The organism is Caulobacter sp. LjRoot300 (assembly GCF_964253875.1).
GTDB lineage: Bacteria > Pseudomonadota > Alphaproteobacteria > Caulobacterales > Caulobacteraceae > Caulobacter.
In genome coordinates this window covers 122,234-134,651 of the sequence record NZ_CAXUSA020000006.1, presented here as the reverse complement: position 1 = coordinate 134,651, position 12,418 = coordinate 122,234, and the positions used below count along the sequence as shown (strand labels likewise).

Below are 12,418 nucleotides of genomic sequence, written 5' to 3'. Positions count from 1 at the left end.
CGGCCGATGTGACGAACCAAACGGAGAAAGACGATGCAAGCCCGTATGAACAACCCCGCCTTCGTCAACCAGGACGCCATGAAGGCGCTGATGGCTCTGGGCGAAGCCAGCAAGAAAGGCGGCGTGCCGCACGCCGTGCATGAGCTCCTGCACCTGCGGGTCAGCCAGATCAACGGCTGCGGCGTCTGCGTCGACATGCATGGCAAGATGGCCCGCAAGGCCGGCGAGACCGACGAGCGCCTGTTCTCGGTCGCCGCCTGGCGCGACACCCCCTACTTCACCGACGCCGAGCGCGCCGCGCTGGCCTTGGCCGAAAGCGTCACCCGCATCGCCGACCGGGGCGAGGCCGTGTCCGACGAGGTCTGGAACGAGGCCGCTCGCCACTACGACGAGGACCAGTTGGCCTCGCTGCTGCTGTCGATCGCGACGATCAACGTCTGGAACCGCCTGAACGCGTCGGTGCGCATGGTGGCCGGCTCGGTCAAGTGGGGCTAATCGCACCTGAGCGGTGGCGGTGCTGACGTTGCGCCGAAGCTTGAGGCAAGGATCGGAGGGCGGGTCCTTCCGATCCACGTCGGCTAGCAACGCGCAGCCGCGCCTCGGCCGCGCCGCGCCAGCGACGGCTCCGACTGATCCAAGTCAGACCTGCGCCAAGTGAGACTGCCGCGATCGATTTGCAAAGCCGACAACACAAACTTGAATCGGGGTCATATCTGGCCTGTACCGACACACGCGCCGCCCTCTTGCCGCCCGTCGAAACCCGGGTCACTCTCTGCCTTAACAACGATAATATTCCAGGGAGGCGACGTCGGGCCATGGCTAGCGCGCGCTACGACTATGTCATCATCGGCGCCGGTTCGGCCGGTTGCGTCCTGGCCGCGCGGCTGACCGAGGATTCGGCGGTCAAGGTCCTGCTGCTGGAGGCCGGAGGCCGGAACAGCTCGATCCTGGTGCGGATGCCGGCCGGGGTGGGCGAGCTGATCAAGGCCAAGGGCGAGCAGAACTGGGGCTTCTGGACGCAGGCCGAACCGCACCTGAACGACCGCAAGCTGTGGTGGCCCCGCGGCAAGGGCCTGGGCGGCAGCTCGGCGATCAACGGCATGATCTATATCCGCGGCCACGCGCGCGACTACGACCAGTGGCGGCAGATGGGGCTGGCGGGCTGGTCCTATGCCGAGGTCCTGCCCTACTTCAAGCGCTCGGAAAGCCACCATGGCGGCGGCGACGCCTATCACGGCGGCTCGGGGCCGCTGTCCGTATCGCGCGGCGAGTCCAAGAGCCCGTTCTACGCCGCCCTGGTCGAGGCCGGACGCCAGGCCGGGCATGCCGTGACCCAGGATTTCAACGGCTATCGGCAAGAGGGCTTCGGGCTCTACGACCTGACGATCCGCGACGGCAGGCGCTGCAGCGCGGCGGCGGCCTATCTGGCCGGCGCCCTGGCGCGGCCGAACCTGACCTGCGTCACCGAGGCGCGGACCACCCGGATCCTGGTCGAGAACGGCAGGGCGATCGGCGTCGAGTACGTCGTCGGGACCAGCCCGGACCGCCTCGTCGTCCACGCCGACGCCGAGGTGCTGCTCAGCGCCGGGGCCGTGCAGTCGCCGCACATCCTGCAGCTGTCGGGGATCGGCGATCCCGACGACCTGAAGGCCCAGGGGATCGGGGTCGTCCACGAGTCCAGGGGCGTCGGCGCCAACCTGCAGGACCACCTGGACGTCTGCCTGTCGTGGACGACCAGGAACCTGATCACCGCCTATTCGGCCAACAAGGGGCTGAAGAAGCTGGGCACGGGCCTGTCCTACATGCTGCTGGGCAAGGGCCTGGGCCGCCAGCAGTTCCTGGAGAGCGGCGCGTTCCTCAAGTCGCGCCCCGATCTCGACCGACCCGACCTGCAGATCCACGGCGTGCTGGCGATCATGCAGGACCACGGCAAGGTCCAGGTCGAGAAGGATGGCTTCACCCTGCACGTCTGCCAGCTGCGCCCGGAGAGCCGCGGCAAGGTGGGGCTGCGCTCGGCCGACCCGTTCGACGACCCGACCATCCTGGCCAACTACCTGGCGACCGAGGAGGACCGCCGCGCCATCCGCGAGGGGGTGAAGATCGCCCGCGAGGTGGCGGCCCAATCGGCCCTGGATCCCTATCGCGAGGCCGAGTACGCGCCCGGTGGCGACGTGAGGACCGACGAACAAATCGACGCCTGGGTCCGCGCCAAGGCCGAGACCATCTACCACCCGGTCGGGACCTGCCGGATGGGCGCGGCGGGCGACCCGCTGGCGGTGGTCGACGACCAGCTGCGCGTGCAAGGGATCGCCGGCCTGCGGGTGGTCGACGCCTCGGTCATGCCGGCCCTGATCGGCGGCAACACCAACGCCCCGACCCTGATGATCGCCGAACGCGCTTCCGACCTGATCCGAGGCAAGGCCCTGCTGCCGGCCGTGGACGCGCCGGTGTTCGACGACGGCCGGGCGGCGGCGGCCTGAGGGCGTCCCGCCACCCGCTTCGCATACCTATCTGTCGACTCCGGTCCACCAGGAGATTGCCCCATGACCCACCGCCCCCTCGGCCGCTCGGGCCTGTCGACCGCCCCGCTGGTGTTCGGCGGCAACGTGTTCGGATGGACCGCCGACGAAGCGACGTCGCACCGGCTGCTGGACGCCTTCGTCGACGGCGGCTTCAACGCGGTCGACACCGCCGACGTCTATTCCGCCTGGGTTCCCGGTCATGTGGGAGGAGAGTCCGAGAGCGTGATCGGTCGCTGGCTGAAGGCGCGGGGGCGGCGCGACGACGTGCTGATCCTGACCAAGGTGGCCATGTGGCCGGCCCAGCCGGGCCTGTCGGCGGCCAATATCACCGCGGCGGTCGAGGGCTCGCTCAAGCGGCTGCAGACCGACTATATCGACCTCTACCAGGCCCACCAGGACGACGCCGCCACCCCGATCGAGGAGACGCTGGAGGCGTTCGACAGGCTGGTGAAGGCCGGCAAGGTGCGGGCGATCGGGGCGTCGAACTTCTCGCCCGAGCGGCTGTCGGCGTCGCTGAAGACCTCGCAGGCCCTGGGCCTGGCGCGCTACGAGACCATTCAGCCGAAGTTCAACCTGCATGACCGCGACGAGGTCGAGGGGCCGCTGGCCGAGCTGGCGGCGCGCGAGGGCCTGGGGATCATCCCCTATTACGGCCTGGCCGCCGGCTTCCTGACGGGCAAGTACCGCACCGAGGCGGACCTGGAGGGGCGCTCGCGCGGACGCACGGTCAAGCAGTACCTCACCGCGCGCGGCCTGAAGATCCTGGCCGCCCTCGACGCGGCCGCCGAGACGGTGGGCGCCACGCAAGCCCAGGTCGCCCTGGCCTGGATCATGGCCCATCCGGCGATCACCGCCCCCCTGGCCAGCGCCACCAGCGTCGAGCAGTTGAACGAACTGATGGGCGCGGCCCGGCTGACCCTGCCGACCGAGGTGATCGCGGCGTTGAACGCGGCGGGCTAGGTCGAAGAGCCGAAATGGGAAGGGGTCGCCCCTCGGCGCCCCCTTCCCATCCGCGGCGCGCCCCTCCGCGCGCCGCCCTTTCCGCCCCCCGACGGAAAGCTCGTGATGTCCTTCAGGCGATCCGCCGCCCGTGCAGCGTCGCCAGGCGCAGGCGCGGCGCCTCCTCGTTGGCGGGACCCAGGCCCTGGATCCTGCGCACGCCCAGTTCCGAGGCCGGGCGGCCCATCAGGCGCTGCATCATGGCGATGGGCTGGTAAAGGCCCAGGAAACGGTCGGTCTGGCCGTCGGCGCCGATCATCGGGGCCAGCAGCACTTCCATGCCGACCGACGGCGCCCCAATGGCGCGGATATCGGCGGTGATCACGACGGGCTCGCCGCGGCGGCGGGCGATGTCCAGGGCGGACTTGACCTCCAGGCGGTGCGACAACGCCCAAAAGCCCAGGGCGTCCTCGCCGCGCAGGTCGCGGGCGTGCAGGTCGGTGACGAATCCGCCGGCCAGCCGCACCGGATAACGGCCCTTCACGTCGCGCCCGAGGATGAACACCTGCGGCAGCAGATCCAGGAAATCGCCCGGATTGACGGCGGCGCGCGCGGGCACGCCGCCGTTAACGGCCTTGCTACGCCAATAGTCTATCAACCGTTCCGTGCTTGGATGGAACATCGTCGTTCCCCTGGCGGGCTCTCGCGCGGTCGTTTTCGACCGCACCGGGCTTGCAGGGAGAACCGGGCCAGCCCCAGGACCGTGCCGTCCTGGGACAGTTTCCCGGTGGAGCGGCGGGCATGGCGTGAAACTTGCTTGGCCGTTTGGCCACGCGGCGCGCCGGTGTGTTGTGAAGGGAAGAGGCCTATGAAGGCGCCGAAAATGACCTTGTCCAAGCTGTGGATCAGCCTGGCGACCGGACTGGGCGCGCTGGTGCTGGGCGGTGTCGCCTATGCGCAGTGCGGCAGCTGCACGCCGCCGCCCCCGCCCTGCTGCGCGCCGCCGCCGGCCCCGCCGCGTCCGCCCACCCCGCCCGGCTGCAACACCTGCGGCGGCGGCGGTCACAACGTCTATGTGCCAGGGATCAACGTCCATGTCGGCGGCTCGGTGGTGGTCAACGCCAACGCCTCGGCGACCAGCACGGCCACGGCCGGGTCCAGCGCCGGAGCGGGTGCGGGCGCCTCGGCCGGCTCGACCGTCTATTACGGCGGCGGCACGCACGGCGGCTACTATTCCGGCCCGATGTCGACCGGCTACATCCAGGGCCTGAACGTCGAGGGCGGCGAAGCCCGCCGCCGCGCGTCCTACGAGGCCACCCGCACCAAGTTCAAGCGCGTGGTCATCCGCGCCGTCTGCCTGGACGACCGCGACATCCCCCACCCGGCCTCCCAGGTCACTCCCGACCGCGACATCGACAGCGGCTATGACGGCGAGCTCTATCGCTGCATCGCCGGCTCGCGCATGCAGTATGTGGTCGGCGCCTACGAAGGCTACAGCGCGGCCAATTTCGGCGGCGAGACCTATGTCTGCGGCAAGAACGAAGCGCTCTACTACGGCGCCGGCGGCGGTGGTCGCGGCGGCGCGGGCGGCGGCTACCTGGCCGGCGGTCCCGACGGCGGCCGCGGCGGCGCCCTGTCGTGCCGGCCGCAACGCCCGGCCCGCGACTGCAACGAGCGCTCGCTGCTGCGCCGCTACGGCGCCGGCGTGAAGGTGCTGACCATCCTGACCACCGAGAAATACACCGCCTATCGCGAGGAGACGGTGCGCGAGCAGTCCAGCTCGGGCCTGAGCCTCAGCCTGGACGGCGGCGTGGGCGGGGTGGTGTACTAACCCCCCAACCCGACCAGCGAACAAGGAAGGGCCGCTCCTCCGGGAGCGGCCCTTTTTCTTTGGCGGATCGTTCGCATCTACGACTTTGTCGCGAAAATCGCCTGACCGGTTGCTATCCTGGGTGAGGAATCACCTCCGATGGACCGACAGTCAGGAACACCGATGCTCCACAAGCTTTTCGCCGTCGTCTTCGTTTCGAGCGCGCTCCAGGCCGCCAACGCCGCGGCCGACCCCTTCTACGACGCCGCGATCTGCAAGCCGCCCTATTCGATGGACTCGGCCACGGCGCTGTATGAGGCCGCCGAGAAGCTAGCCAAGCCCGATACGTCCCTGCTGTCGGCCCATGTCTACAAGTTGCCGCAGGAGCTCGGCCAGGACGGCTTCAAGAGCAACGAAGTGGTGTTCGCCGGCACGTCGATCGGCGTCCTGATCCAGGGCGAGCAGGCCGAGGCCCTGGCCCAGCGCTACCAGCTCCAGCGCGAGCGCTCCAGCCTGATGGGCGCCTCCACCAAGGGCTATGCGCGCGAACTGCCGGCGGCCGAGCAGCCGCGGCCGGAAGAGGGAAAGGTCTCGATCGTCGCCCGGGAGAGCGCATCGCTGCCCGGCAAGACCCTGCTGGCCTGCGAATTCGTCTGGGAAGCGGATCGGAAGGCGCTCGAAGCCTACGAAAAATACCTGAAACAGTAACGCGCACGACCGCGCCATTTACCGGACAGCTCATTCATGACGATCCTGTCGGCGATCCTGTATTTCCTCAGCCAGCATCCCATCCTGTCGTGGCCGGTCCTCATTCTCGTGGGCGCCTTGCTCGGCTGGGCGATGGCGACGTGGCGCCGCAATGCCGGCTGGTATGGACTGATGGGGTTTTTCTTCTTTTTCGGCATCGCCAACATCTTCACCGGCCACATCTTCAACGCGCTGTTCCTCAACGCCTTCGGGGAAACCGGCGCGGCGGTGGTGACCCATTCGCGCGAGACCAGCTCCACGCTCAACGACCAGCCGGTATGGGCCTATGACGCGGTGCTGAAGACGGCGGACGGCCGCGACGTGGTGACGGGGTTCACCACCATGTCCGCCAGCCTCTATCCGATCACCAACGAGATCCTGATCCCGCCCGAGGGCGAGATGTTCGTCGCCAAGTACATTCCGGGGTTCCCGCGCAACATCGCCATCATGCGCGACCTCTCGCCCTACGGAAAAGCTTACCGGGTCGGCATGGACCGGGGTCCTGTCGACAAGGCGGCCAACCAGTTCGCGGCCAGCCCGGGCAACGCGGCGTTCATCGCGGAATATCGCGGAGCCCTGACCGCTTTCCTGGCCAAGCATCGCCAGGACGCCGATCCGGCCCTGGTCCGGGACCTCGAGGCCAGGCTGGAGGCGCTGCCTCCTGCGGACTGAGCTTCGCGGGCGACTCGCGCTACAGTGGATCGACGTTTAGAGCCCGGAGGGGGCCGAAAACCTCGTCCTTCGACAAGCTCAGGATGAGGTTTTCTACGGCTCAAGCTGTGAATTGGTCCTCATCCTGAGCTTGTCGAAGGACGAGGACCACGCACAGCGTTGAACGTCGATCAGTCCTAGATCACGTAGTCGTAGACCACATCGGCCAGCGTGTGGTCCATCGTCCGGGCCGGCTCTTCGCAGGTCGGGCAGTTGACGATGCGGGCCGGCACGCCGGCGGCCGTGCAGTGCGGCGGGATGGGTTTGAGCACCACCGAGCCGGACGCCACCTTGGCGTACTCGCCGATCGTGATATTGCCCAGCACCTTGGCGCCCGCGCCCAGCAGCACGCCCTTGCCGATCTTGGGGTGGCGGTCGCCACGCTCGGCGCCGGTGCCGCCCAGGGTGACGCCGTGCAGCATCGAGACGTCGTCGCCGACCACCGCGGTCTCGCCGATGACGATGCCGGTGCCGTGGTCGATGAACACGCCCTTGCCGATGCGGGCGGCGGGGTTGATGTCGACCTGGAAGACCTCGCTGGCCCGGCTCTGCAGGTAGAAGGCCAGGGTCTCGCGGCCCTGGCTCCACAGCCAGTGCGACACGCGATGGGTCTGCAGGGCCAGGAAGCCCTTGAAGAACAGGAACGGCTGGACATAGCCCTTGGTGGCCGGGTCGCGCTCGAACACCGCCATCAGGTCGGCCTCGGCGGCCGCCACCAGCGACGGGTCGCTGTCGAAGGCGTCGGCGGCGAATTCGCGGGCGGTCATGGCCCGCATTTCCTGGTCGCCCAGCTTGCGCGCCAGCTGGAAGGTCAGGGCGTCGGCCAGGTTGTCGTGGCTGAGGATCACGGCGTTGAGCAGCGAGGCCAGGGCCGGCTCGGCCTTGGCGGCGTGTTCGGCCTGGTTGCGCAGTGCGGCCCAGACGGGCGGCGTCTTTTCCTGCGTCACGACCTCGAGATGCTTGGCCACCGGGATCTCCCTCGCCCACGTCGTCGATTAGAGCATCTTTTTTGGAAATGCTCCAGGACGGCCTTTATATACGCCCAGGCACTTAAGACCGCCCGTCGGCCAGCACAAGTCGCGCCAGGTCGGCCGGCAGTTCGCCCTTCACCGCCATATGGTGCACCCGCAGCAGTAAAGCCACCGTCAAGGAATCCGGCATGTGGCCGGCCACGGCCGCGTCGAGGGCCTGGCTGAACGGCACGCGGGCGATGGCTAGGTCCTCGGTCTCGTCCGGCGCGGTCGCGGTCGGCGTCAGATCCAGGGCCAGGTAGCCGTGGCAGATCTCGTCGGTGATCGAGTTGGACAGCTCCATGGTCAGGATCCGCCGCCAGTCGCCGGCCTCCAGCCCGACCTCCTCGGCCAGTTCGCGCTTGGCCCCGTCCAGCGGATCCTCGTCCAGCGGCGCGCCGCCCTCGGGGATCTCCCAGCTGTAGTTGACGTGGGGAAAGCGGTTCTGGCCCACCAGGGTGACGGTGCCGTCGGCGTGCAGCGGCACCACGCCGATCGCCCGGTTCTTGAAGCTGACCTTGCCGTACAGGGCGGGCCGGCCCGTGGGCGCGATCGTCTGGTATTCGGTCACGCTGATCCAGGGGTTGTCGTAGACGGTCGTTTGGCGGGTCACGGTCCACGGCGTCCCGTGCGCTTGCAGCCATTCGGGCTTGGGACGGGCGGGTTTATCGGTCATGCGCACGGCTCGCGGCTTGTGGCGGCCGGGGCCCGGCCATAGGTGTGCTGGCTCTAAAGCATTTCGCGGCGAAGCGGCTTGCGGTTCGCGCGAAGAAAATGCGTTCAAACGAAATCTGGAGCCCAGGCCGGCAAGCCGGGCGCCCGCCTGCTTCCTGGAGATCGCCTTGACCGGTTCCGTTCCCTCCGCGCCCGAATTTGGCGAAGCGCTGCCGATCGAGCCGTCGCCGGCGGTGGTGGACTTCCTGGCCCGGCGGCGCTCGGCCTCGGCCATGAGCCTGGCCGCGCCGGGTCCCGACGACGCCCAGCTGGCCGACCTGCTGCGCCTGGCCGCCCGGGTGCCAGACCATGGCAAGCTGGCGCCCTGGCGGTTCGTCATCCTGCGCGGACCGGCCAAGGACGTCTTCGCCGAGCGGATCACGGCCCTGGCCGACAGCCAGGCCAATCCGGCCAAGGCCAACGCCGCGCTGCGCAAGCTGACCCGCCCGCCGGTCGCCGTGGCTGTGATCTCGCGATACATCCCCGGCGAGATCCCCGAATGGGAGCAGCGCCAGAGCGCCTCGGCCGTCTGCCAGCAGATGCTGCTGGCCGCCGCCGCCCTGGGCTGGGGGGCCAACTGGATCACCGACTGGTACGCCTACGACCCCCGCGCCCTGGCCATCCTCGGCCTGGGTGACGACGAGCGGGTGGCCGGCTTCCTTTATCTGGGGACCTCGACCGAGGCGCCGCAGGAGCGCGCGCGGCCCGACGTGGCGGCGATCACCACCGAATGGTCCGCCGGCTGAGCGCCGCGCGTCTTCCTGTGGCGTTTCCGCATCGGTCCGGCGCCTTTATCCTGTCGTGCAGCGCCGGAATAGCGGCCTGACGCCACAGAACCGCCACTTGGCTAGTCTCCAATCCCAAGGCGTGGGACTTGCGGGGCGCAGGCTTCGTCGTGCATCAGGAGCGACATCTTGTGTAACAGTCCTGCATCAAATCGACCTTAAGCATCGGTAACTTGTTCTGTGGCCTTGCATTGCCTAAGGCCAAGCTCGACGTTGTCCGCGTACTTACACGCCGACCATAATTTTACGGCCGACGGGGTTTATGACGCTCTCTTTCCTGATCCTTGGCATGGCCGCCGCCCTGGACGGCGCGCCTGAAGTCGCGCCCGCGCAGCAGGACCCGGCGGCGCAGGTCCAGCGAACGCCGCAACAGGCCGCGCGGGCCGACGCGGACCCGTACGCCGCCGAGGTCGAGGCGGTCGAGGTGGTGGCCGGCAAGCCGCGCGGTTCGGTCGAGGGCGACATCAAGCCCGACCTGACGCTCAACCCGGCCCAGATCCGCGCCTATGGGGCCGGCAGCATCTCCGAACTGCTGGCCTTCCTGGAGCCGCAGCTGCGCACCAGCCAGAGCCGCGGCGACGGCCAGCCGGTGATGCTGATCAACGGCCGCCGCATCTCGGGCTTCCAGGAGATCCGCGACATCCCGCCCGAAGCCATCGAGCGCTTCGAGATCCTGCCCGAGGAAGTGTCGCTGACCTATGGCTACCGCGCCGACCAGCGGGTGGTGAACATCGTGCTGCGCCGCCGCTTCCGCGCCCTGACCACCGAGGCGGGGGTCAAGGTCCCGACCGCCGGCGACCGCACCTCCACCGACCTGCAGAGCACCTTCTTCCGCGTCCAGGGCGACAATCGCTGGCTGTTCAACGGCAAGGTCACGCACGACACGGCCCTGTTCGAGGACGACCGCAACATCGTGCGCACGCCGTCGGGCCAGCCCTACGACCTGACCGGCAACGTCACGGGCATGCCTCTGCTCGACCCCGTGACGGGCGAGCCTACCCGGGGCGTGGCGCCGATCGACCCGAACCTGACCGCCCTGGTCGGCTCCCCGGTCACCGTCGCGCCCGTGCCGACCTCGGCCCTGGGCGGCCGGCCTGGCCTAGCCGACTTCGCGACCAACGCCGGGACCGCCGCCACCGACGACCTGACCGCCTGGCGCAGCCTGGCGCCCCGCAGCACCACCGCCAGCCTGACCGGCGCGGTCACCCGTCCGCTGGGCAAGTCGTCCATGGCCACGATCAGCGGCGGCTTCGACGACAGCAGCACGCTCAGCTATCTGGGCCTGCCCGGCGTCCGCGGACTGCCGAGCGACCCCAACGATCCCGACATCCACGTGGTCGTGCCGGCCGGCAGCCCGTTCTCGCCGTTCAGCCAGGACGTCGAACTCTATCGCTACGCCGACGACTACGTCTCGATGACCCGCAAGGTCGACACCCAGAAGGCGACGCTGTCGGCCGCGGCCAACGGCCGGATCAAGGACTGGCGCTGGAGCGCCACCGGCGGCTACGTCTATTCGACCAGCGACACCACCACCGGCCGTGGCCTGGACGCGGCGGCGTTCATCGCCGCCGTCGCCGCCGGCGACCCGGCGGTCAATCCGTTCGGCAACATCCCCTCCAACCTGCTGGCCCGGGTCTCGCCCGACACCGCCAAGTCGACCTCGAACGTCGCCAACGCCGAGGTGGTGTTCGTCGGCAACCTGCTGCAGGCCCCGGCCGGCGGCGTGTCGACCACCTTCAAGGTCGGCGCCGACACCCAGACCCAGGACTCCCACAGCACTCGCCAGGGCGTGGTGGTCGACCGCGACATCTCGCGCACCAGCGGCAACCTGCAGGCCAGTCTCAACGTGCCGATCGCCGACCGCGACCGCGGCGTGCTGCCGGCGCTGGGCGACCTGTCGGTCAACTTCAACGGCCAGTACGAGCAGCTGTCGGACTTCGGCGGCCTGACCACCCTGGGCGGCGGCGCCAACTGGTCGCCGATCAGTCCGCTCAGCTTCCTAGTCAGCTACACCACCGAGGACGGCGCCCCGAGCCCGTCACAGCTGAACGACCCGATCCTGTCGACGCCGAACGTCTCGATCTACGACTTCGTCACCGGCCGAACCGTGCTGGCCACGCGCATCGAGGGCGGCAACCCGGACCTGGTGTCCGACAGCCGCCAAGTCATGAAGCTGAGCGTCAACATCCGGCCGCTGCCCAAGGACGCCAAGACCAACCTGCAGATCAGCGCCAACTATACGGCCACCCGGATCGACGACTCGATCAACAGCTTCCCGGCGGTCACCGCCGACATCGAGCATGCCTTCCCCGACCGCATCGTCCGCGACGACAGCGGCCGGCTGATCTCGGTCGACTCGCGGCCGGTGAACTACGCCAAGTCCCAGCAGGAGCAGATCCGCTGGGGCTTCAACCTGTCGCGGCCGTTCGGCGAGCCGCGGGCCGGCGTGCCGGGCTTCCAGTTCGGCGGCGGACCGCCGCCTGGCGGTGGCGGTGGCGGTGGCCGCGGGCCTGAGGGCGGCCCCGGCGGGGGTCCCGGCGCTGGCGGGGGCGGCGGTTTCCGTGGCGGCGGCGGTGGCGGCGGCTTCCGCGGCGGCCCGCGTCCCGGTCAGGGTCAATTGCAGGTCTCGCTCTATCACACCTGGAAACTGAAGGACGAGGTGACCATCCGCGACGGTCTGCCGGTCATCGACCGCCTGGATGGCGGCTCGGGCGCCGGGCCCGAGCACGAGGTCCAGTTGCAGGTCGGCGTCTTCAAGAGCGGCATGGGCGCGTTCCTGAACGGCAGCTGGCGCAGCGGCTATCGCCTGAACGGGGCGACGGCCCAGCAGGACCTGCTCTTCGGCGACCAGTCGACCTTCAGCCTGAACCTTTTCGCCGACCTGTCGTCGCGGCCGGACCTGCTGCGCGCCCATCCCTGGCTGCGCGGTTCGCGGGTGCAGCTGCAGGCCCAGAACCTGTTCGACACCCGCCAGGACGTGCATGACCGCCTGGGCGTCACGCCCCAGGCCTACCAGCCCGACTATCGCGACCCGATCGGCCGGACGGTGCGGATCAGCTTCCGCAAGCTGATCGGCCCGTCACGCCCCGTGCAGCCCCCGGGCCAGCGGCCGCCGCCGGTCCCCACCCCGCCGCCGGCGCAGCAACCTGCGCCGCCGCCGCGCTAGGCGCGAAAGAAAGA

Annotated in this window: 11 protein-coding genes; 8 read left to right on the top strand and 3 right to left on the bottom strand. The window is 69.3% G+C overall.

The window, feature by feature from the left end; genetic code table 11:
- The first annotated feature begins 33 nt into the window (after positions 1 to 33).
- From ACSQ2G_RS20335 to ACSQ2G_RS20325, 3 genes are all read left to right on the top strand, one after another.
- Positions 34 to 495 carry a carboxymuconolactone decarboxylase family protein gene (locus tag ACSQ2G_RS20335; protein WP_436033983.1) on the top strand — a complete coding sequence of 154 codons (462 nt, stop codon included), beginning with the start codon at positions 34 to 36 and terminating at the stop codon, positions 493 to 495.
- Between the two features lie 320 nt (positions 496 to 815).
- Positions 816 to 2,480 carry a choline dehydrogenase gene (locus ACSQ2G_RS20330; RefSeq protein WP_436033981.1) on the top strand — a complete coding sequence of 555 codons (1,665 nt, stop codon included), beginning with the start codon at positions 816 to 818 and terminating at the stop codon, positions 2,478 to 2,480.
- Between the two features lie 63 nt (positions 2,481 to 2,543).
- Positions 2,544 to 3,482, top strand: a complete 939-nt coding sequence (locus tag ACSQ2G_RS20325) for an aldo/keto reductase (RefSeq protein ID WP_436033979.1) — start codon at positions 2,544 to 2,546, stop codon at positions 3,480 to 3,482.
- Between the two features lie 112 nt (positions 3,483 to 3,594).
- Here ACSQ2G_RS20325 and ACSQ2G_RS20320 read toward each other — a convergent pair whose 3' ends face one another.
- A complete protein-coding gene (locus tag ACSQ2G_RS20320; protein ID WP_436033977.1) occupies positions 3,595 to 4,143 on the bottom strand; it encodes a PAS domain-containing protein in 549 nt (182 codons plus the stop codon).
- A gap of 186 nt (positions 4,144 to 4,329) precedes the next feature.
- On the opposite strand from ACSQ2G_RS20320, the gene ACSQ2G_RS20315 reads away from it, so the two are divergent.
- The 3 genes from ACSQ2G_RS20315 to ACSQ2G_RS20305 all read left to right on the top strand — a co-directional run bounded on the left by ACSQ2G_RS20315 (position 4,330) and on the right by ACSQ2G_RS20305 (position 6,690).
- On the top strand, positions 4,330 to 5,292 hold the full coding sequence (locus ACSQ2G_RS20315; protein ID WP_310082257.1) for a hypothetical protein: 963 nt from the start codon (positions 4,330 to 4,332) through the stop codon (positions 5,290 to 5,292).
- Between the two features lie 162 nt (positions 5,293 to 5,454).
- Positions 5,455 to 5,979 (top strand): hypothetical protein, encoded by a 525-nt coding sequence (locus tag ACSQ2G_RS20310; protein WP_436033975.1) that lies wholly within the window; start codon positions 5,455 to 5,457, stop codon positions 5,977 to 5,979.
- A gap of 36 nt (positions 5,980 to 6,015) precedes the next feature.
- Positions 6,016 to 6,690 (top strand): hypothetical protein, encoded by a 675-nt coding sequence (locus ACSQ2G_RS20305; protein WP_436033973.1) that lies wholly within the window; start codon positions 6,016 to 6,018, stop codon positions 6,688 to 6,690.
- A gap of 176 nt (positions 6,691 to 6,866) precedes the next feature.
- Here the strand turns inward: ACSQ2G_RS20305 and cysE are convergent, their stop codons facing one another.
- Both cysE and ACSQ2G_RS20295 read right to left on the bottom strand, forming a co-directional pair.
- Positions 6,867 to 7,697: a serine O-acetyltransferase gene (gene cysE, locus ACSQ2G_RS20300; RefSeq protein WP_436033971.1), complete on the bottom strand. Its 831-nt coding sequence runs from the start codon at positions 7,695 to 7,697 to the stop codon at positions 6,867 to 6,869.
- Between the two features lie 82 nt (positions 7,698 to 7,779).
- Positions 7,780 to 8,415, bottom strand: coding sequence for an NUDIX domain-containing protein (locus ACSQ2G_RS20295; protein ID WP_436033969.1), 636 nt, complete (start codon positions 8,413 to 8,415; stop codon positions 7,780 to 7,782).
- A gap of 166 nt (positions 8,416 to 8,581) precedes the next feature.
- Here ACSQ2G_RS20295 and ACSQ2G_RS20290 point away from each other — a divergent pair, with 166 nt between their 5' ends.
- Positions 8,582 to 9,199 carry a nitroreductase family protein gene (locus ACSQ2G_RS20290; RefSeq protein ID WP_436033967.1) on the top strand — a complete coding sequence of 206 codons (618 nt, stop codon included), beginning with the start codon at positions 8,582 to 8,584 and terminating at the stop codon, positions 9,197 to 9,199.
- A 301-nt stretch (positions 9,200 to 9,500) separates the two neighbouring features.
- Positions 9,501 to 12,404 (top strand): TonB-dependent receptor, encoded by a 2,904-nt coding sequence (locus tag ACSQ2G_RS20285; RefSeq protein ID WP_436033965.1) that lies wholly within the window; start codon positions 9,501 to 9,503, stop codon positions 12,402 to 12,404.
- Positions 12,405 to 12,418: the final 14 nt, after the last annotated feature.

Bases quoted from the DNA above. Each gene is read 5' to 3' on its own strand.
- ACSQ2G_RS20335 (WP_436033983.1), top strand. From the start codon at position 34: ATGCAAGCCCGTATGAACAACCCCGCCTTCGTCAACCAGGACGCCATG.
- ACSQ2G_RS20330 (WP_436033981.1), top strand. From the start codon at position 816: ATGGCTAGCGCGCGCTACGACTATGTCATCATCGGCGCCGGTTCGGCC.
- ACSQ2G_RS20325 (WP_436033979.1), top strand. From the start codon at position 2,544: ATGACCCACCGCCCCCTCGGCCGCTCGGGCCTGTCGACCGCCCCGCTG.
- ACSQ2G_RS20320 (WP_436033977.1), bottom strand. From the start codon at position 4,143: ATGTTCCATCCAAGCACGGAACGGTTGATAGACTATTGGCGTAGCAAG.
- ACSQ2G_RS20315 (WP_310082257.1), top strand. From the start codon at position 4,330: ATGAAGGCGCCGAAAATGACCTTGTCCAAGCTGTGGATCAGCCTGGCG.
- ACSQ2G_RS20310 (WP_436033975.1), top strand. From the start codon at position 5,455: ATGCTCCACAAGCTTTTCGCCGTCGTCTTCGTTTCGAGCGCGCTCCAG.
- ACSQ2G_RS20305 (WP_436033973.1), top strand. From the start codon at position 6,016: ATGACGATCCTGTCGGCGATCCTGTATTTCCTCAGCCAGCATCCCATC.
- ACSQ2G_RS20295 (WP_436033969.1), bottom strand. From the start codon at position 8,415: ATGACCGATAAACCCGCCCGTCCCAAGCCCGAATGGCTGCAAGCGCAC.
- ACSQ2G_RS20285 (WP_436033965.1), top strand. From the start codon at position 9,501: ATGACGCTCTCTTTCCTGATCCTTGGCATGGCCGCCGCCCTGGACGGC.